The 19,525-nt window shown below is 70.5% G+C and carries 14 protein-coding genes and 1 pseudogene; 8 read left to right on the top strand and 7 right to left on the bottom strand.

Features of this window, described 5'->3' with window-relative positions; all coding sequences use genetic code 11:
* The first annotated feature begins 62 nt into the window (after positions 1-62).
* The 5 genes and pseudogenes from ABT114_RS40160 to glpK all read left to right on the top strand — a co-directional run bounded on the left by ABT114_RS40160 (position 63) and on the right by glpK (position 6,112).
* Positions 63-488, top strand: a complete 426-nt coding sequence (locus ABT114_RS40160) for a Zn-ribbon domain-containing OB-fold protein (protein ID WP_351149223.1) — start codon at positions 63-65, stop codon at positions 486-488.
* Positions 485-1,675, top strand: coding sequence for a lipid-transfer protein (locus ABT114_RS40155; RefSeq protein WP_351149187.1), 1,191 nt, complete (start codon positions 485-487; stop codon positions 1,673-1,675). The genes ABT114_RS40160 and ABT114_RS40155 overlap by 4 nt, the downstream gene beginning before the upstream one ends.
* Positions 1,676-1,811: 136 nt before the next feature.
* Positions 1,812-3,464: an EAL domain-containing protein gene (locus tag ABT114_RS40150; protein ID WP_351149221.1), complete on the top strand. Its 1,653-nt coding sequence runs from the start codon at positions 1,812-1,814 to the stop codon at positions 3,462-3,464.
* Between the two features lie 531 nt (positions 3,465-3,995).
* Positions 3,996-4,571: pseudogene (locus ABT114_RS40145) on the top strand (MIP/aquaporin family protein).
* Between the two features lie 20 nt (positions 4,572-4,591).
* The gene (glpK, locus tag ABT114_RS40140) at positions 4,592-6,112 is read left to right on the top strand and encodes a glycerol kinase GlpK (RefSeq protein WP_351149185.1); all 1,521 of its coding nucleotides are present in this window, start codon (positions 4,592-4,594) and stop codon (positions 6,110-6,112) included.
* A 100-nt stretch (positions 6,113-6,212) separates the two neighbouring features.
* On the opposite strand, the gene ABT114_RS40135 is transcribed toward glpK, so the two are convergent.
* From ABT114_RS40135 to ABT114_RS40115, 5 genes are read right to left on the bottom strand one after another with little or no spacing between them, the layout of a single operon-like run.
* Positions 6,213-6,818, bottom strand: coding sequence for a GTP-binding protein (locus ABT114_RS40135; protein ID WP_351149182.1), 606 nt, complete (start codon positions 6,816-6,818; stop codon positions 6,213-6,215).
* Positions 6,799-10,434 (bottom strand): hydantoinase B/oxoprolinase family protein, encoded by a 3,636-nt coding sequence (locus tag ABT114_RS40130; RefSeq protein WP_351149180.1) that lies wholly within the window; start codon positions 10,432-10,434, stop codon positions 6,799-6,801. The genes ABT114_RS40135 and ABT114_RS40130 overlap by 20 nt, the downstream gene beginning before the upstream one ends.
* Before the next feature lie 24 nt (positions 10,435-10,458).
* Positions 10,459-10,854, bottom strand: a complete 396-nt coding sequence (locus ABT114_RS40125; protein WP_351149177.1) for a DUF742 domain-containing protein — start codon at positions 10,852-10,854, stop codon at positions 10,459-10,461.
* A 9-nt stretch (positions 10,855-10,863) separates the two neighbouring features.
* Positions 10,864-11,298, bottom strand: coding sequence for a roadblock/LC7 domain-containing protein (locus ABT114_RS40120; RefSeq protein WP_351149174.1), 435 nt, complete (start codon positions 11,296-11,298; stop codon positions 10,864-10,866).
* Positions 11,295-14,153, bottom strand: coding sequence for a sensor histidine kinase (locus tag ABT114_RS40115; protein WP_351149219.1), 2,859 nt, complete (start codon positions 14,151-14,153; stop codon positions 11,295-11,297). Before ABT114_RS40115 ends, ABT114_RS40120 begins: the two co-directional genes overlap by 4 nt.
* 420 nt (positions 14,154-14,573) lie before the next feature.
* Between ABT114_RS40115 and ABT114_RS40110 the strand changes: the two genes are divergently transcribed.
* Complete coding sequence (locus ABT114_RS40110; RefSeq protein ID WP_351149172.1) at positions 14,574-15,239, top strand: hypothetical protein; 666 nt, start codon at positions 14,574-14,576, stop codon at positions 15,237-15,239.
* A 174-nt stretch (positions 15,240-15,413) separates the two neighbouring features.
* Here the strand turns inward: ABT114_RS40110 and ABT114_RS40105 are convergent, their stop codons facing one another.
* Both ABT114_RS40105 and ABT114_RS40100 read right to left on the bottom strand, forming a co-directional pair.
* Positions 15,414-16,640, bottom strand: coding sequence for an NAD(P)/FAD-dependent oxidoreductase (locus tag ABT114_RS40105; RefSeq protein ID WP_351149169.1), 1,227 nt, complete (start codon positions 16,638-16,640; stop codon positions 15,414-15,416).
* Positions 16,641-16,722: 82 nt separating this feature from the next.
* Complete coding sequence (locus tag ABT114_RS40100; protein ID WP_351149166.1) at positions 16,723-17,046, bottom strand: bifunctional 3-phenylpropionate/cinnamic acid dioxygenase ferredoxin subunit; 324 nt, start codon at positions 17,044-17,046, stop codon at positions 16,723-16,725.
* 331 nt (positions 17,047-17,377) lie between these two features.
* Between ABT114_RS40100 and ABT114_RS40095 the strand changes: the two genes are divergently transcribed.
* Together ABT114_RS40095 and ABT114_RS40090 are read left to right on the top strand one after the other, a co-directional pair.
* Positions 17,378-18,208 (top strand): IclR family transcriptional regulator, encoded by an 831-nt coding sequence (locus tag ABT114_RS40095; RefSeq protein ID WP_351149164.1) that lies wholly within the window; start codon positions 17,378-17,380, stop codon positions 18,206-18,208.
* A gap of 203 nt (positions 18,209-18,411) precedes the next feature.
* The gene (locus tag ABT114_RS40090) at positions 18,412-19,497 is read left to right on the top strand and encodes an S-(hydroxymethyl)mycothiol dehydrogenase (protein WP_351149161.1); all 1,086 of its coding nucleotides are present in this window, start codon (positions 18,412-18,414) and stop codon (positions 19,495-19,497) included.
* Positions 19,498-19,525: the final 28 nt, after the last annotated feature.

The following is a 19,525-nucleotide window of genomic DNA, read 5'->3' as shown; positions in this document are numbered from 1 at the left end:
CACTTCTGACGTTCCGTCAGATTCGCAACCGGGGAGGCACCGTGTCGCGTACACGCACACCCGTGGTCGCCGGATGGTTCACCGGCGACGCGGAGGAGTTCAGGCTCCTCGGCACGCGCTGCTCGGCCTGTGCCTCCGTCTTCTTCCCCCGCGAAGACACCCACTGCCGCAACCCGGGGTGCCCGGGCGGCGAGCTGGCGGAGGTGCCGTTGTCCCGCCGTGGGCGCGTCTGGTCGTACACGGACAGCGGATTCCGGCCGCCGTCACCGTATGTGACCGACCTGGAACTTCCATGGGAGCCGTACGCGTTGATCGCTGTGGAGCTGGAGTCCGAGCGGATCGTGGTGCTGGGACAGGCGGTTCCCGGGGTCACCGTCGCCGACCTGACGGTGGGCATGGAGGTGGAGGTCGTCGCCGGCGTACTGCACGAGGACGCGGAGACGACCTGGACGACCTGGCACTGGCGGCCGATGGGGGTGACGACATGACGGAGGACGTGGCGGTGCTCGGCGCGGGGATGCACCCGTGGGGCAAATGGGGACGCGGCTTCGTGGAGTACGGGGCGGTGGCGGCACGCGCGGCCCTCGCCGACGCCGGTCTGGACTGGCGGGACATCGGCTCGATCGTCGGCGCGGACACGGTCCGTGGCGGCTATCCGGGGTATGTGGCGGGGGCGACGTTCGCGAAGGCGCTGGGCTGGCAGGGCGCCCGGGTGACCAGCGTGTACGCGGCCTGCGCGTCCGGGGCGCAGGCGGTGAACACCGCGCGGGCGCAGATCCTCGCGGGCCTGGCGGACGTGGTGCTCGTGGTGGGGGCGGACGCCGCGCCCAAGGGGTTCTTCCGGCCCGCCGGCGGAGACCGGCCCGACGACCCCGACTGGCTGCGCTTCCGTGTCCTCGGGGCGACGAATCCGGCGTACTTCGGGCTGTACGCACGCAGACGCATGGCCGTGCACAGGGACACGCCTGAGGACTTCGCCCAGGTCAAGGTGAAGAACGCGGCGATGGGCGCGCTGAATCCGTACGCGCGCTACCGCAAGCGCGTCACTGCCGAAGAGGTCGCCGCCTCCGCCGTGGTCGCCGATCCGCTACGGCTGCTCGACATCTGCGCGACCTCGGACGGCGGGGCGGCACTGGTGCTGTCCAGTATGGAGTTCGCACGCCGGAGCGGGCTCCTCGAGCCGGTGCGGATCCGCGCGGTGTCGACGGTGACGCCGCGGTATCCCAACACCGTGCTCGACCTTCCGGACATCGCCACGGACTCGGCAGCAGCGGTGGCGCCCCCCGCCGACTCGTTCCGCGCGTCGATCGCCCTGGCCGCCTACGAAGAGGCGGGCATCGGCCCCGAGGACCTGTCCCTTGCCGAGGTCTACGACCTCTCCACCGCCCTGGAGTTGCAGTGGTACGAGGATCTGGGGCTGTGCGGCGAAGGCGAGGGCGCAAAGCTGCTGCGCGAGGGCGCGACGGGACTGGGCGGGCGCATACCCGTGAACGTGAGCGGGGGGCTGGCCTCCTTCGGGGAGGCGGTTCCGGCCCAGGCGATCGCGCAGGTCTGCGAGCTGACCTGGCAGTTGAGGGGTACCGCGGGCGAGCGGCAGGTCACTGGGCCACGCGTGGGGATCAGTGCCAACCAAGGGCTGTTCGGACACGGGTCGGCGGTGATCGCTGTCCGCTGAGGGAGAGCGCTCCGAAGGAGGCGGGCCTCGCGTTGCGCGGGCCGGCTCCCATACGCTGCGTGATCACCCCGGAATGCTGCGTGAACGTCTCATGAACTGCGCCTGGGCGCACGCCAGTAGCGCCATCATGCTTCCCGTGCACTCCTGGACGGACACTCTCCGTTTCGCATTCCAACCGGTGATCAACCTCTCGACCGGCGGGGTCGCGGGGCTGGAGATACTTGCCCGCCCGGAGACCGGCGATGTCCTGGCGGAGGCCCGCCGTGATCCCGAACTCGACGGCAGGCTGGCTCTGTTGGCAGTCCGCGCGGCGGCACACAAGGAGACGCTGCTGCCGCTGCACGTGAACGTGTTCGCCGGCACCCTGGCCGACCTCGGCGGGCTCACCCCGCTGCACGACGCGGTGCGTCAAGCGGGGCGGCTGCCGTGGGAGGTGACCATCGACGTCGGACCGCCGTTCACGCATGTGCCGCAGCCCGCGCTGTTGGAGGCGGTGAGCGGGCTGCGGGGTCAGGGTTTCCGGATCAGTGCGGACGGCGTCGGGGACGGGGACATCCCCCTGCGACTGCTCACGGACATGGCACCCGACCTGGTGAAGCTCGACGCGTCGCTGCTGGCGCGGCCGACGGCGGTACGGGCGATGCGGACGCTGTGCGACGGGCTGGGAGCGCTGCTGTGCGTCGAGGGCGTGGAGACCGAGCTGCAGTGCGCGGCCGCACTGTCGGCCGGGGCGCAGCTGGCGCAGGGCGACCTGTTCGCCCCGCCGTCCCGGCTGCCCGCGGTGGACGTATACGTTCCGCCGCGCTCCCCCGACACCGCGCCCAACCCACGGTCGGGGCCGTCGATCCGGGAGTTCGTGCGACCCGCCGCGTTGCTGCCCGCGACCGCCTCCGCGGGGCAGGTGCGGGCGCTGCTGACCGGGTCGCCGGAGGTGTCCGGGGTACTGCTCGTGGACCGGACCGGGGTCCCGGTCCGGTCGGTGCACCGGTCCAGGTTCCTGCTGTCGATGTCGGGGCCCTACGGACATGCCCTGTACGCCGAAAGGCCGGCTGCGAAGCTGGGAGATCCGCCACGCACGGTCGGCATCGACGCCACTGCCTGGGAGGTGCTCGATGTGGTGGCGATCGGCGGGCGGAGCCGCACCTCGGACGATGTGGCGGTGGTCGACCACCATGGGCGGTGCGTGGGCGTCGTACGGCTCGCAGACCTCGTTCGGTCGCTGGCCGAGTCCCGGGTCGAGGAAGCGGCCGGGCTCAATCCGCTGACGCGGCTGCCGGGCTCCGACGCGATCACCGGCGAGGTCGACCGGTGCATCGCGGACGGGCGGACGTTCGCCCTGAGTTGGCTGGACGTGGACCACTTCAAGCAGCTCAACGACGGGGCCGGGTTCGCTGCGGGCGACGAGCTGATCCGGTCAGTGGGACGGGCACTGCAGCGGGCCGCGTCCGGGAGCACCCGCGTGGGACACATCGGCGGGGACGACTTCCTGGTCCTCGCGGATCCGGAGGAGCTGGATCCGCTGGCTGCCTCCGTGCTGGACGCGCCCTGGTCGGCGAGTGGACGTCCCGTCACGCTGTCCCTGGCCACGGTCATCTGCGCACCCGGCAGCGTGACGGACCACCGCCAGGCGGCCGGCTGGCTGGCCCCGCTGAAGAAGACCGCAAAGTCGTTGCACGGCGCGAGCTGGGTCCTGGGCCATGCGGGGCTGCCCGGGCACGAGGTGCGGCGCGGCTCGGGGGCGGCCCCGACCCGGGCAGAGTGGGCGGCGGCCGAACCGGGGACGGGCTGAGCGGCGGGGGTGCGGTGGCGCGGCGCTCGAAGCCTTGGGGCAGGGCAGGAGTCCAGAGCCTGTCCGACGGATCAGGTCGGAGAGTGGTGGTGAGCGCCGCATCAGCGCAGCCATGTCCCGCGTCTGCGGCGTGATCTGCCGGACGGGCCCAGGGGGCCGGGGCGAGGTAGCCTGAGCTTGAAGGCCGTTCCGTCATGCCGAGCTCACCGAGCGACCACGTGTGACGGCGGCGTGCCCCGTCGCGTCGCCCTCAACCGTTGCCGTCGGTGTGCTTGACGCTCCCTGGGTGCCGGTGAAGACTTCCCGGTGTCAGTCGACATCGCCGTACATTCTCGGCGTATTCCGGCACTGCGCCGGACGGGCCCTTGAGCCAGGGCCCGTTCTCCATGGGCGGTTCGGCTGCAACGGCACGCTCGTCACGGACGCCGGGCGGGGCGCGGGTACTGCCTGCCCTGGCAGAAGTCGCCACGGGAACCGCACCCTGCACGGAGCACCGGGGTCGGTCATCCGGGGCCCGGCCTAGGAGCAGCCATGAGCAACGGAGACATTTTCGTCGGCGGGGTCATCGGTACCTCAATTCTGGTCCTGTCCGGCACGGGCGTCTGCGCCGCTGTCACCCCCAGATATTCCAGGGCGAGCGCCTCGGGGTGGATGGTGATCGCGTTCGGCTGGGGTTCGGCGTGCCGACGGGCGTGTACACCGCCGCTCCGCTCTCCGACGGACAGATCGCCCCCGCCATCACCATCGTTGGCACGGTCGCCGACATTCGGCATCTTCTCCACCGTCCCGGAGATCCGGAATCCAGTGGCCAACCTGATCACCGAGATCATCGCGATGATCGCACTCGTCCTGCCGATCCTCGCCTTCGGGCTGACGGACGGGCTCGGTACGTCCGGCACGCCGGCGCTGATCGTGTCGCTGCTCGCTATCGGCATCGGCCTCTCGCTCGGCGGGCCGACCGGCTACGCCATCGGCCCGCGCATCGTGCGGCGCTTCCTGCCGATCCCGAACAAGGGCATCTCCGACCGGGGCTACGCCTGGATCCCCGTCGTCGGTCCGCTGATCGGCGGAGCACTGACGGGCCTCACCTACAACGCAGCCTTCTGAAACGAGCCCAAGGGGTAGCCATGACGGACAACGCCGAGAAGTACGTCGCCGCGATCGACCAGGGCACCACATCCAGTCGCTGCATCGTCTTCAACCAGGACGGTGCGATCGTCGCCGTCGACCAGCGCGAGCACCGCCAGATCTTCCCCAAGCCCGGCTGGGTGGAGCACGACGCGACGGAGATCTGGGCCAAGGTGCAAGCGGTGGTCGCCGGGGCGGTCGCGAACGCCGGTCTGCGTGCCGACCAGCTCAGCGCGCTCGGCATCACCAATCAGCGCGAGACGACGGTCCTGTGGGACCGGGCGACGGGCAAGCCCGTGCACAACGCCATCGTGTGGCAGGACACACGCACCGCCGCACTGTGTCACGAGCTGGGCGGCTCGGACGGACAGGACCGCTTCCGCGAGCAGACAGGGCTGCCGCTGGCCAGCTATTTCTCCGGCCCCAAGGCTGCCTGGTTGCTCGACAACGTGCCAGGGCTCAGGGGCCGTGCCGAGCGCGGCGAGATCGCCTTCGGCACGATCGACTCCTGGCTGATCTGGAACCTGACCGGTGGCACGGACGGGGGACAGCACGTCACCGACGTGACCAACGCCGGCCGCACCATGCTGATGAACCTCGAGAGCCTTCAGTGGGATCCCTCCATCCTGTCCGCGATGAACGTGCCGGAAGCCGTCCTGCCCGAGATCAAGTCGTCCGCCGAGGTGTACGGAACCGCCGTCGGCCAGCTCGCCGGCGTGCCGGTCGCCTCGGCGCTGGGCGACCAGCAGGCGGCCGTGTTCGGGCAGGCCTGCTACGACGTGGGGACGGCGAAGAACACGTACGGCACCGGCAGCTTCCTTCTGCTCAACACCGGCAACCGGCCGGTGCCGTCGAAGAGCGGGCTGCTGACGACGATGGGTTACAAGATCGGCACTGAGGCGCCCGTCTACTGCCTGGAGGGCTCCATTGCGATAACGGGCGCACTCGTGCAGTGGTTCCGCGACCAGCTCGGCATCATCCGGACCGCCGACGAGATCGAGCCACTGGCGGCAAGCGTCGACGACAACGGCGGCGCGTACATCGTGCCCGCGTTCTCCGGCCTGTTCGCGCCCTACTGGCGCTCCGACGCGCGCGGTGTCGTCACGGGGCTGACCCGGTACGTCACGAAGGCACATCTCGCGCGCGCGGTGCTGGAGGCGACGAGCTGGCAGACGCGCGAGGTCGTGGACGCCATGTTCCAGGACTCGGGGGTGCACATCACGACCCTGAAGGTGGACGGCGGCATGACGAAGAACAACCTGCTCATGCAGCACCAGGCGGACGTGCTCGGCGTGCCCGTGATCCGCCCCAAGGTCTCCGAGACGACCTGCCTGGGCGCCGCGTACGCGGCCGGCCTCGCCACCGGTGTGTGGAACGACCTCGACGAGCTCAAGGCGCACTGGCAGAAGGACGTCGAGTGGACACCGGCCATGGAGGCCTCGGTGCGCGACCGCGAGTACCACAACTGGCACAAGGCGGTGGAGAAGAGCTTCGGCTGGGTGGAGCAAGGTGACAACTAGGCACGCACACGCCTGCACAGGTCGTGCGGCACGCGCGCGTGGGTGTTCGCTCAAGGCTGCGGCCCGTACCCCGGTCGGCGGGGGTACGGGCCGCGCGTGGTCAGGTGGTGACGACCTGGCGGCGGGCCGCCGCGTATGCCATCGCGTGCTCGACGACGCCGATGAGGATGTCCTTGACCGACTCGCGGGCGCGGGCGTCGCACAGCAGGAGCGGCACGTCGTCGTCGAGGTCGAGGGCCCTGCGAATGTCCTCCGCCGGGTACCGGGCGGCCCCCTCGAAGCAGTTGACGCCGACGAGGAAAGGTATGGAGCGCCGCTCGAAGTAGTCGATGGCGGCGAAGCAGTCCTCCAGGCGACGCGTGTCGGCGAGGACGACGGCGCCGAGTGCGCCTTCGGAGAGTTCGTCCCACATGAACCAGAACCGCTCCTGGCCGGGCGTACCGAAGAGGTACAGCACCAGGTCCTCGCGCAGGGTGATGCGCCCGAAGTCCATGGCGACGGTGGTGGTGTGCTTGCCCTCCACGCCGCGGGTGTCGTCGACCGGGCGCCCGGCCTCGGTGAGCAGTTCCTCGGTGCGCAGCGGCCTGATCTCGCTCACCGCGCCGACGAGGGTGGTCTTGCCCACGCCGAAGCCGCCGGCCACAAGGATCTTGAGCGTGACGGGCTCGACCGGGGGCTTGTCGCGCTCAGAACGCCCGAAGATCATCGATCTCTTCTCCTGCTTGATGGGGGGCAGCCGACGATGGACCGTAGCCTCCGCCGCCGGGGGTTTCGATGACGAGTACGTCGCCGGGGTGGACGTCCACCGAGTCGCTTCCGCGGAGTCGGACGACGGTGCCGTCCGCGCGTTCCACCCGGTTGGCGCCCAGGGCGCCGGGCTCGCCGCCGGCCATGCCGTACGGCGGCACCCTGCGGTGCTGTGACAGGGTCGAAACGGTCATGGCCTCGTGGAACCGGATGCGGCGCACGGCTCCGTCCCCGCCACGCCAGCGTCCCGCGCCACCGCTGCCGCGCCGGACCGCGAACTCGTCGAGCAGGACCGGCAGACGCCACTCAAGGACTTCGGGATCCGTCAGCCGCGAGTTGGTCATGTGGGTCTGGACGACGCTCGCGCCGGGGAAGCCGTCCCCCGCGCCCGCTCCGGAGGCGACGGTCTCGTAGTACTGGTGGCGCTCGTTGCCGAAGGTGACGTTGTTCATGGTGCCGGAGCCCTCTGCCTGGACGCCTAGAGCCGCGTAGAGGGCCCCGGTGATCGCCTGGGAGGTCTCCACGTTGCCCGCGACGACGGCGGCCGGAGGTTCCGGCGCGAGCATGGAGCCCGGCGGCACGACGATGTCCAGGGGACGCAGACAGCCGTCGTTGAGTGGGATGTCGTCGTCGACGAGGGTGCGGAAGACGTACAGGACGGCCGCGTTGACCACGGCGAACGGTGCGTTGAAGTTGGTGTCCAGCTGCGCTGAGGTACCGGTGAAGTCGACGGTGGCCGAGCGGTTTTCGCGGTCCACGCGCACGCGTACGCGGATGACGGCGCCCGAATCGGTCTCGTAGGCATACTCGCCGTCGTCCAGGGCGTCGATGACGCGGCGTACGGCCTCTTCGGCGTTGTCCTGGACGTGTCTCATGTAGGCCTGGACGACATCGAGGCCGAAGTTTTCGATCATGCGGCCGACTTCGTCGACGCCCTTCTGGTTTGCGGCGATCTGGGCGCGAAGGTCGGCGAGGTTGGTCTTCACGTTGCGGGACGGGTGGGGTGCGTCGGTGAGGAGGCGGAGGGTCTCCTCCTCGCGGAAGCGGCCGTCCTCGGCGAGCAGCCAGTTGTCGAAGAGGACGCCTTCCTCTTCGATGGTGCGGCTGTCGGCGGGCATGGAGCCCGGGGCGATGCCGCCGATCTCGGCGTGGTGGCCGCGGGAGGCGACGTAGAAGAGGATGCGGTCACCCTGCGTGTTGCCGGTTGTCTCGGTGTCGAAGACCGGGGTGATCACGGTGACGTCCGGAAGGTGGGTGCCGCCGTGGTACGGGTCGTTGACGGCGTATGTGTCCCCGGGCCGCATCGCGTCGCCTCGGCGGCGGATGACCTCCTTGACGCTCGTGCCCATCGAGCCCAGGTGGACAGGGATGTGCGGGGCGTTGGCCACGAGGTTTCCATCGGGGTCGAACAGGGCGCAGGAGAAGTCCAGGCGCTCTTTGATGTTGACGGACTGGGCGGTGGACTCCAGGCGGGCGCCCATCTGTTCGGCGATCGACATGAAGAGGTTGTTGAAGACCTCAAGGAGAACCGGGTCGGCTTTCGTGTCGAGATCGGAACTCTGCGTAACCGCCGCGCGTTCCATGACCAGATGCCCGTCGTCGGTCGTCGTGGCCTGCCAGCCGTCGTCGACGACGGTCGTCGCACTGGTCTCGGTGATGATCGCGGGGCCGGTGACGGTCTCGCCGGGGGGCAGGTCCTCACGGCGGTGCAAGGGTACGTCGCGCCAGGCGCCGCCGGTGTGGAGGCGAACGGTCTCAGGTGTGGCGGAGCGGCCTTCGTACGGGGCGAGGGCGGACAGATCGGGGGGTTCGGTGATGCCGGTGGCTTCGACGGAGAGCGCTTCGACGACGATCGGGCGGTCCAGGACGAAGGAGTATGTGGCGCGATGACGTTCTTCGAAGGCGTGCCTCATGGTGCCGGGCTCGGTCAGCTCGACGGTGAGGGTGGTGTCGGTGCCGTCGTAGCGGAGCTGGGCGCGGCGGGTGACCCGGACGCGCTCTTCCGGGACGTCCTCGGCGAGGAGTTCGCCGCGGGCCGCGGCCTCCAGGTCGTCGGCCGTCTTGTGGACGCCGGGCATGGATGCCGCTTCCAACGGTGCTTCGACGGACTGTTCGCGCATGGCCGTGGTGTCGGCGAGGCCGATACCGAGCGCGGACAGGACACCGGCCATGGGAGGCACGAGGACCGTGCGGATGCCGAGCGAGTCCGCGACCTTGCAGGCGTGCTGACCGCCCGCACCACCGAAGGTGGTGAGGGCGTAGCGGGTGACGTCGTGGCCCTTCTGCACGGAGATCCGCTTCACGGCGTTGGCGATGTTGGCCACGGCGATCTGCAGGTAGCCCTCGGCGACCTGCTCGGGGGTGCGGTCGTCGCCGGTCTGCTCGCGGATCTCGCGCGTGAGGGCGGTGAAGCGGTCGCGGACAAGCGCCTTGTCGAGGGGCTGGTCCCCGTCGGGGCCGAACACCTGGGGGAAGTGGGTCGGTTGGATGCGGCCGAGCATGACGTTGGCGTCGGTGACGGCGAGCGGGCCGCCGCCGCGGTAGCAGGCGGGTCCCGGGTCCGCGCCCGCCGAGTCCGGCCCCACGCGGTAGCGCGATCCGTCGAAGTGGAGGACCGAGCCGCCGCCGGCCGCGACGGTGTGAATGTCCAGCATGGGCGCGCGCAGCCGCACCCCGGCGATCTGCGTGGTGAAGACGCGTTCGTACTCGCCCGCGAAGTGCGAGACGTCGGTGGAGGTGCCGCCCATGTCGAAGCCGATGACGCGGTCGAAGCCGGCGAGCTGCGACATGCGGGCCATACCTACGATGCCGCCCGCGGGGCCGGACAGGATGGCGTCCTTGCCGCGGAACTGTCCGGCTTCGGCAAGACCTCCGTTGGACTGCATGAACATCAGTCGTACGCCTTCGAGTTCACCGGCGACGTGCTGGACGTAACGGCGCAGCACGGGCGAGAGGTAGGCATCGACGACGGCGGTGTCACCGCGCGGCACGAGCTTCATCAGCGGGCTGACCTCGCTGGACAGCGAGATCTGCGGGAAGCCGATACGGGCGGCCAGCTCGCGGACGGCGTGTTCGTGGGCGGGATGGAGGTGGCTGTGCATGCAGACCACCGCGACGGCGCGGATCCCGTCGTCGTAGGCCTCCTGGAGGGGACCTGCGAGGGAGTCCAGGTCCGGGGTGCGCAGGACGGTGCCGTCGGCGGCGATGCGCTCGTCGATCTCGACGACGCGTTCGTAGAGCAGCTCGGGCAGTTCGATGCGGCGGGCGAAGATGTGGGGGCGGTTCTGGTAGGCGATGCGCAGGGCGTCGCGGAAGCCGCGGGTGGTGACGAGCAGAGTGCGCTCGCCCTTGCGCTCCAGGAGGGCGTTGGTGGCGACCGTGGTCCCCATGCGGACGGCCTCGACGGGGTCCCGCGAGCCGTCGAGGAGCCGGCGCACGCCCGCGACCGCCGCGTCGGCGTAGCGCGCGGGATTGTCCGACAGCAGCTTGTGCGTCAGCAGCCTGCCGTCCGGGCGCCGCGCGACGACGTCGGTGAAGGTACCGCCCCGGTCCACCCAGAACTGCCAGCCTGTCACGTCTTCACCCCGCTTCCGCGCTGCTCACAGCGCCCGGAGGCCGTTGATCACGTCGCGCAGAATACTCTCGTCCGGCAGTTCGGCAGGAGGTACGGGCCGGTTCACATGGACGAATTCCCCGTCCACGAGATCCCCGACGAGGACTCGCACCACTCCGACGGGCAGGTCGAGCTCGGCGGCGAGTTCCGCGACCGACTGCGGGGTGCCACGGCACAGCTCGACGATGTCCACGTGTTCCGGGGACAGGCTGTGGTCCCCCACCGGGTCGTCCGCGTGGGGTTCCGTGACGACCACCGCGATCAGATCGAGGCGGTGCTGAGCCGCACTGGTGGTGCGGCCGCGCGTCATGGCGTACGGACGGACAACCGGCCCGGCGTCGTCGTCGAACCACTGGCTTCTGCGCTGACCGTCAGTGCTCATGCCATCTCACTACCCGCCCGAGGGCACATCGGTGCGTGGGGCTGCGCCCAGATGTACGCCCACCCGCTTCACGAGCAGTGTCATCTCGTAGGCGACCTGGCCGACGTCCGAGTCGGCGTCCGCGAGTACGGCGAGGCAGCTGCCGTCGCCGGCGGCCGTCACGAACAGGAAGGCGTCGTCGAGTTCGACGACCGTCTGGCGGACGTTGCCCGCTTCGAAGTGGCGGCCCACGCCTTTGGCGAGGCTGTGGAATCCCGAGGCGACGGCGGCGAGGTGCTCGCCGTCCTCGCGGGTCAGGTCGTTGGAAACCCCGGTGGCCAGGCCGTCGCCGGAGAGCACGACGGCCTTGCGGATGCTCGCGACGCGGTCCACCAGGTCGTCGAGGAGCCAGTTCAGCTCGCCCTTGCTGCTTGCGGTGTGGCCGGTCGGCTTCGGTGCGGTCATCGACCGTCCCCCTTTGTCGTTCCTTGTGGTGCTGTGCCGCTGTGGGCGTCGTCGCCCTCGGCGTTCTCCTCGCGGCCGCGTTGCCAGCCGCGCTGGAGCGAGGCCATGCGGTTGCGTACCTCGTCGGCGTCGCGCTCCGCGAGCTCCGTGCTTTCCTCGGCGCGCCGCACGGGACCCTGCTTCAACTGCGGAGCAAGGCTGGCCTGCCGTACGCGGCGGGGCAGCGGACCCGTGCCGGGGCCTGCCTCGTGAGGCGGGGTGCCGGGGGGCCGAGCCGTGTCGTCCGGGCCACTCGGCGGGACCGCGGGGCCCCGGCTGCGCCTGGGGAGTGCCAGGGCTTCCGGCGACTCGTCCTGGCCGAGGGTCTGAGGTGGTGCAGTGGAATCGGCGGGCTGGCCGGCCACGCCGGTCCCACGGCGCAGGGGCGTCGTCGCACCCCTGCGGCGGGTCGGCAGGGGCGCCGGGACATCCGTATCGGAGCGGCGCGGACCGGGGAGCGCGGAGGGCTCCTCGTCCGTCTCCTCGCGCCGGGAGCGCTGCTCGCTGACCGGGCGGCCGTGGGAGCTGACCAGCTTGGGCGTGCTCCGGCGGGGCAGCGGGACAGGAGCGCTCAGGTGCTCGGCGGGATCGCTACGGTCTCCGCCGTGTGGGCCGGGAAGCTGGTGATGTCGCTCGTCGCCGTGTCCGCCCGCCCCGTCCTCCATGGGGGCGACCGAGCGGCGCGGGCGGAACAGTCCGCCGCGTTCGCTGTCCTCACTGTCGAGCACGCCCGGGAAGTCGTCGAGGGCGTCGAGGTCGATGGGGGCCTCCAGTTCGACCGGCCCGTCCAGGAGCGAGGCGGGCAGGCCGGGAAGCTGCGCGGGCATCTGGGAGAGTGCGGTCCGTCGGCTCTCGGCAGGCGCCCCCTCCATCGGCGGCTGGGGCCGGTCGAGGCGGAAGCCGATGCCGTTGGTGTCCGGGACGTCGTCCGTCAGCAGGACGTCGGGGATGAACACGACGGCCGTGGTGCCGCCGTAGGGGGACGGCTGCAGGGAGACCCGGACGTTCTGCCGCTGGGCGAGCCGGCTGACGACGAACAGGCCGAGCCGGTCGGTGTCGGACAGCGCGAACTCCGGGGTCTCGGCGAGCCGGAGGTTGGCGTCCAGCAGCGCCTCGGCGGCCATGCCGAGACCGCGGTCGTGGATCTCCAGTGTGAAGCCGTTGGCGACCCGTTCGCCCAGGACCTGGACGGCGGTGTGTGGCGGCGAGAAGACCGTGGCGTTCTCGAGGAGCTCGGCGACGAGGTGGGTGAGGTCGGCGACCGCTGGGCCGGTGATGGCGGTGCGGGGCAGCCGGCGGACCTCGATGCGTTCGTAGTCCTCGACCTCGGCGACGGCGGCGCGCACGATGTCCATGAGCTGGATGGGCTTGCGCCACTGCCGCGAGGGGGCTGCTCCGGAGAGGATCACCAGGCCCTCGGCGTGGCGGCGCATGCGGGTCGTGAGGTGGTCGAGGCGGAACAGGTCGGCGAGTTCCTCGGTGTCGTCGGTCCGGCGTTCCATGGCGTCGAGCAGGGAGAGCTGCTTGTGCAGGAGCACCTGGCTGCGACGGGCGAGGTTGACGAAGACCTCGGAGACGCCGGCACGCAGCTCGGACTGTTTGACGGCGGCCTCGACAGCGGCGCGTTGCAGGGTGTTGAGCGCCTGGCCGACCTCACCGATCTCGTTCCTGTCGTACTCCAGGCGCGGCGCTTCGGTCTCCACGTCGACCTGTTCACCCGCGGACAGCCGGCGCATCACGCTGGGCAGGCGCACACCAGATGCCTCGTGGGCCTCCAGGCGCAGTTGACGCAGGTCGCGGATGAGCCTGCGGCCGACACGCACGGACAGGAAGAGCGAGAGCAGCAGTGCAATCAGGCCGAAGACACCCACGACGGCCGCCTGGACGATGACGCCGATCGCGACCGGGCGGACCCGGTCCTGGTAACGGTCGTTCGCCTGGTCGTCGAGGGTGCCGAGTTCGTCGAGGACGTTGCCCGCCGCGGTGTCCCAGTTCTTGGCGGTGACGCCGCTGGGCATGCTGTCCGCCGTGGCGGTGGTGACGGACTGCTCGGCCGTCCGCAGCGGGGCGGTGGTGGCGTTCTTCCAGAAGCGCTCGTAGCGGTCTCGCTCCGCGGTGGGCAGCTGCGCGAGGCTGATGTCGTACACAGCGTCCCTCTGGGCCTCGAGGTCGGAGACGTCGCGGATCTCGTCGCGCGTGACCCGGCCGACGACCAGGGCGGAGCCGAGCAGGGCGTCTTCCTGGGAGAGCAGTTCGCGGGCGCGGGCGACGTTGACGAGTGCCCGGTACTGCTTGTCCATTGTCACGCTGTCGACCACGTCCAGGGTGGCCAGCAGGGCATAGCAGGGGTCGATCACACGGTTGTAGAGGTCGAGGGCCTGGGCCCGGGTGACGGTGCCCTCCTCGACGGTGCGGCGGAGGGAGTCGATGCCGTCGAAGGCGTCCAGGACGGCGGTGACGGCCTCGGCGTCGTCCTGGTCCAGGACGTCACGGACGTCGGCGTTCCCGGCGTTGCCGCGGACCTCGGCGATGGCTCTGTCCGTCGCAGTCCGAGTTCGGTGGAGCGCGGAGAGAGAGTCGGAGGCGCGGGGGTCGGCGAGGTAGACGAGGGTCTGGCGGCGTTCCTGCTGAACGACGCGGACGGTGTCCTCGATGGGGTAGCCGATGTTCTCCACCACCGACGACACGTTGAACAGCCGGTTCGCCTCGCGACCGGTAAGTACCGTGGCGAAACCCCAGACGGCGGTCAGGGACACCAGCGGCACGAGAAGCAGCGCCACGATCTTCCGGCGGATCGACTTCCCGCGAAAGCGCATGGCCTCCCCCAGCTCGACCCCCGCGTGGAAGGGGGTACACATGTGCGTCAACAAACGGCGCGAGCCTACTACCGACCCACAGGTAACTCGAAGAGCCGTCCGGAACCTGAACCTCCGTACTGGCGAAGCGACATGGGGAGTTGTCCGGCCATTGCGGGAGATTGCCTCCCCGAAACCGACGGTGGCCCAGGAATGGGATCCGACCGGCCCGTAAGACCAGTTGGCCAGAATTCTTCGCTCGTTGGGAATCTTCGGGAGGCTTCGTTCGTCTTTCTCTATGGGAATTGGGGGCGGAATCGGCCACAGGAGCCGCATCCCGCACCTGGGCGGCGTAAAACAGCGCAAGCCGGGCAGCCACTGGGGAGTCGGGGTCTTCGGGCCGGGGCGAGGGGTCTGCTGGCGGTGGGGAGTGACACGGTGATGGGCACGGCTGAGCGGCACGACGCGCCTGAGGACGGCGCGGTGGTGCACAGGGTGGCGCAGCGGCACCCCGAGGCACCGGATCGCGACATTCCGGGGGACGGCCACGGGGCGGCGCACCGACGCGGCGTTCCAGCAGGCGTGAGTGCGGGGCCGGCCGCGCACGAGGGCACGGCACGATCAGGCGCGCCCGACGCGCCGAACTCGCCCGGCTCAGCACAGGACTTGATACAAGGCTCAGCACAAGATCTGATACAAGACCGGGCGCGGTACCGGCCGTTGTGGATCGAGGAGCCCGCCCGGCGACGCCGGATGCCCGATCCGGTGCGCACCGCGGCCGTGCGTGCGGTAATCATCATCGCCGTGACGCTGATCCAGGCGATGGTGGCGTTCCTGTGCACCATGGCCGGGTCCTGGCTGGCGTTCCCGATGGTTCTCAGCAGCGTGACCAGCACCGTGGTCGCCACGTGGGCCGTTCTCGATGTGTGGGTGACGCGCCAGGTCTGGAATCAGCGCAACGGCGTCGTGTCGGTTCCGAGCAGCACTGCCCGGTCACTGCGCCGCGAGCGCCGCCGGGCTCGGCGGCAGGCGCGGGCCACCGAGCGGGCGAACGAGCGAATACGCCGGGCCGGCGGCACGGGCACGGGACAGCTGTCACACTCCTGACAAGGCAATGTCGGACACCTGATCAGGCGAACCGGCCCGACGGGACGGAGCGCGTGATCAGGCCATCCGGACCGACGGGACGGGACGCGCCGAGACGGTATGACCAAGCAGGCCGGGCCGTTCCAGGGAGCGCTTCCTCGAGCATCCCCAACGCCCGAAGCGCGCTCCCCCTCGTCAGAGCGCGGCCGGCGCCCTCCGCCCCTGGCCCTTGCCCTGCCCCTGATCAGCCGACATCCCCCGGGCCTGTCCCCGCAGCAGTTCGCGGCGTGCGCGCATGAAGGGGCGTGGCCGGTCCACGGAGAGCACCGCGGTCGTACGGCCGTCCCGCTCATACAGTGCGAGGAAGCCGTCGTCGGCCGGTGAGCCGTCGGTGAGCGCGCCCTCGGCGATGCGGACGCTGTCGCCGTCCTGGCGCCGGCCGGCGAACTGGATGCGAGCGCCGTACTGGTCGGACCAGAAGTACGGCACCGACTGCACGGTCTCGACGGTCCGGCCGACGAGCAGGTTGGCCACGGCGGTGCGCGGCTGCTCCGTCGCGGAGGTCCAGTGCTCGACGCGGGTGCCGCCGATGCGGGCGACGTCGCCGACGGCGACCACCTGTGACAGCGCGGTCACACAGCCGTCGTCGCACAGGACACCGTTGTTCACGGCGAGCGTCGAGCCCGCCAGCCAACCGGTGTTGGGGGCGGCGCCGATGCCGACGATCACGACGTCGGCGGAGAGGGTGCGGCCGTCGGCGAGTTCCACTCCGGTGACGGCGACCGTGCCGCGCAGTCCCGCGACGCCGGTGCCCGTGACCAGTTCCACGCCGCCCCGGCGGTGCAGGGCGGCGCACACGGCGGCCATCTCGGCACCGAGTTGGGGCACAAGCGGGATCGGGGCGGCCTCGACGACTGTCACGCTGTGGCCGAGGGCGGCGCACGAGGACGCGGTCTCGGCGCCGATGAAGCCGCCACCGATCACGACGACCTGACGAGGGCCCCGGGCGAGTTCCTCGCGCAGGGCGCGGGCGTCGTCGAGGGTGCGAAGGGTGTGGACCCCGGCGAGGCCGTCGCCCGGCAGGCGGCGGGCGGAGGCGCCGGTGGCGATGACGACACCGTCGGTGGAGACGGTGCGGCCGTCGTCGAGCAGCACGGTACGGCCGCGGGCGTCGAGGCCCCGGGCGCGGATGCCGAGGACCCATTCGGCGTCGAGTGCGGCGATTTCCTCGCTGTCGGTGAGGGCGAGCTGGTCCTCGCTCGCGCGGCCGGTGAGGAAGTCCTTGGAGAGGGGAGGGCGGTCGTACGGGAGGTGGGGTTCGTCGCCGACGATGACAAGTCGTCCGTCGAAGCCCTGGGCACGCAGTTCCCGGGCGGCGTACAGGCCCGAGAGCGAGGCACCGACGACGGTCACGGTCCTCATGCGGCGCACCTCCGCCCGTCAGCGGCGAGGGCGTGGGCCGAAGGGATCGGCGCAGAGGAGGTTCGGGAGACGGGCACGGTGTTCACGCGGCGCTGCCCTCCTGCGCGACGAGGTGGACGTGGATGATGCCGTCGTCGACGGTGACGCGATGAGTGTGGACGGGACGACGGGCCGGCAGGCACGTCGGTTGTCCCGTGCGGAGATCGAATGAGGCGGCGTGCAGTGGGCATTCGACCAGGCAGCCCTCCAACCAGCCCTCGGAAAGGGAGGCGTCCTGGTGGGTGCAGGTGTCGTCGATGGCGTAGAGCTCGCCGTCGTCGGTGCGGAACACAGCGACGGGTGGGGTGGTCTCGACGCGGACGGACTCACCCTCGGGGAGGTCTTCAAGGCGGCAGACGGGAATCACGGGCCCCCCTCTCGGTCCCGGGACACTCGGTCCGGGACCTGCTCGGTCCAGGCAGTCAGGGAGCTCGGACCTTCTTCGGTCCGGGCGATGAAAGTGGAGCGGAGAAGCAGAAAGCAGAAGCGGTGCCGGCGACGCGGGAAGGAGTGACGGACCGTCATTGGTCCGGCTCGTCCGACCCCCTTCCGGGATCCGGACGCTTCGGTAACATGATGTTTCGTATGGCGCACGAACTCGCGCTATGCGCAACAGAATCCGGGCGGGGCGACCGTCGCGTCAAGGGTTTCCCGCAGATGCGGCCCAAACCGGGCTGTCAGGTGGTGAGAGTCGAGCTATGACCCGCACGCAGAAGCAGTCCGACCGCGGCGCGGAGAACGAGGCGAACCAGGAGCGGCCCACCGGCAGAGGCGCGGCGAGTGCCGTGCAGTCGGTGGACCGCGCCGTGAGCGTGCTGGAGATCCTCGCCCGGCACGGCGAGGCGGGCGTCACCGAGATCGCCGAGGAGCTGGACGTGCACAAGTCCACCGCGTTCCGGCTGCTCGGCGTTCTGGAGAACCGCGGCCTGGTGGCCCAGGCGAAGGACCGCGGGAAGTACTACCTGGGCGCCGGCGTACTACGCCTGGCGGGGGCGGCGGCAGTGCGGCTGGACATCTCCCAGGAGGGCGTCCCGGTGTGCCGGGAACTCGCCGACGAGCTGGGCGAGACGGTGAACATCGCCGTCCTGGACGACGACGCGGCCGTCAACATCATGCAGGCCCGCGGTACCGCGTCCGTGACGGCGCAGAACTGGCTCGGCAGACGCACCCCCCTGCACGCCACCTCCAGCGGAAAGGTGCTGCTGGCGCACATGCCGCCGACCCTGCGCGAGGGTCTGCTGGCGCGCCCCCTGCCGCGTTTCACCGAGCGCACGATCACCGGGGCGACGATGCTCCGCAACGAACTGGAGGCCGTCGTCCAGCAGGGCTATGGGATCACCATCGAGGAGCTCGAACTCGGCCTTACCGCCGCGGCCGCGCCGGTCCGGTCCCACGACGGCAAGGTGATCGCCGCGATCAGCGTCTCGGGGCCCGTGTACCGGCTGAACAGCGAACGACTGCCGGAGCTGGCGAAGCGGACGGTGGCGGCGGGGGCCGAGCTGTCCCGTCGCATGGGGTACGGCTTCTGACATAGGCCGAGTCGCGCCCGAAGCACAGCGCGGAGCCAGGGATCTCCTGGCCCCGCGCTGCTGTGTGTCCGGCAGGTTTCGTCGGCCCCGCTCGTTTTGCCAAGGGTTAACTCGCACCTCTTGACGGCCGCTTGATGGCGTTCTCACTATGTTCCTCATCGCGCAACCCATCGTGCATTGCGCAACAGCAGAGGAGCTTGGTCGTGCCATACGAGGTCCGTGCCGTAGTCGCTGTGAAGAAGGGTGCACCCGTCGAGGTGCAGACGATCGTCGTCCCCGACCCGGGGCCTGGAGAGGTCCTCGTCGACGTGCAGGCCTGCGGGGTCTGCCACACGGATCTGCACTACCGGGAGGGTGCGATCACGGACGACTTCCCGTTCCTGCTGGGCCATGAGGCGGCCGGCACGATCGAGGCGGTCGGCGAGGGCGTCACCGATCTCGCACCCGGCGACTACGTCGTGCTGGCCTGGCGTGCTCCCTGCGGTTCCTGTCGCTCGTGTCGCCGCGGTCGCCCCTGGTACTGCTTCGATTCCCGCAACGCCACCCAGCCGATGACGCTCCTGGACGGCACCCCGCTCTCCAACGCCCTCGGCATCGGTGCCTTCGCCGAGAAGACGCTGGTCGCCGCGGGCCAGGCGGTGAAGATCGACCCGGCCGCGCGCCCCGAGGCGGCCGGCCTCATCGGCTGCGGCGTCATGGCCGGTTACGGAGCCGCCGTCAACACCGGCAACGTCGGCCGCGGTGACACGGTCGCCGTCATCGGCTGCGGCGGCGTCGGCAACGCGGCCATCGCGGGCGCCTGCCTCAACGGCGCCATGAAGGTCATCGCCGTCGACATCGACGACAAGAAGCTCGACCAGGCGGAGAAGTTCGGCGCCACGCACACCGTCAACTCCCGGGGCACGGACCCGGTCGAAGCCGTACGAGCGCTCACCGACGGCTTCGGTGTGGACATCGCGATCGACGCCGTGGGCCGCCCGGAGACCTTCAAGCAGGCCTTCTACATGCGCGACCACGCGGGCCTGCTGGTCCAGGTCGGCGTCCCGTCCCCGGAGACGAAGGTCGAACTCCCGCTGATCGATGTGTTCTCGCGCGGCGGCGCGATCAAGTCCTCCTGGTACGGGGACTGTCTGCCGAGCCGCGACTTCCCGTTCCTCATCGACCAGTACCTGTACGGGCTGCTGGACCTCAACGCGTTCGTGACCGAGACGATCACCCTCGATCAGGTGGAGGAGGCGTTCGCCAAGATGCACCGCGGTGAGGTGCTGCGCTCGGTGGTGGTCCTGTGAGCCGTCGGGCACGCGTACAGCGCGTAGG

The organism is Streptomyces sp. NPDC002088, assembly GCF_040296605.1.
Taxonomy (GTDB): domain Bacteria; phylum Actinomycetota; class Actinomycetes; order Streptomycetales; family Streptomycetaceae; genus Streptomyces.
The sequence above is the reverse complement of the archived record's forward strand: the minus strand, read 5'-3'. Positions and strand labels throughout refer to the sequence as shown.

Bases quoted from the DNA above. Each gene is read 5' to 3' on its own strand.
- ABT114_RS40155 (WP_351149187.1), top strand. From the start codon at position 485: ATGACGGAGGACGTGGCGGTGCTCGGCGCGGGGATGCACCCGTGGGGC.
- glpK (WP_351149185.1), top strand. From the start codon at position 4,592: ATGACGGACAACGCCGAGAAGTACGTCGCCGCGATCGACCAGGGCACC.
- ABT114_RS40135 (WP_351149182.1), bottom strand. From the start codon at position 6,818: ATGATCTTCGGGCGTTCTGAGCGCGACAAGCCCCCGGTCGAGCCCGTC.
- ABT114_RS40125 (WP_351149177.1), bottom strand. From the start codon at position 10,854: ATGAGCACTGACGGTCAGCGCAGAAGCCAGTGGTTCGACGACGACGCC.
- ABT114_RS40120 (WP_351149174.1), bottom strand. From the start codon at position 11,298: ATGACCGCACCGAAGCCGACCGGCCACACCGCAAGCAGCAAGGGCGAG.
- ABT114_RS40115 (WP_351149219.1), bottom strand. From the start codon at position 14,153: ATGCGCTTTCGCGGGAAGTCGATCCGCCGGAAGATCGTGGCGCTGCTT.
- ABT114_RS40110 (WP_351149172.1), top strand. From the start codon at position 14,574: ATGGGCACGGCTGAGCGGCACGACGCGCCTGAGGACGGCGCGGTGGTG.
- ABT114_RS40105 (WP_351149169.1), bottom strand. From the start codon at position 16,640: ATGAGGACCGTGACCGTCGTCGGTGCCTCGCTCTCGGGCCTGTACGCC.
- ABT114_RS40095 (WP_351149164.1), top strand. From the start codon at position 17,378: ATGACCCGCACGCAGAAGCAGTCCGACCGCGGCGCGGAGAACGAGGCG.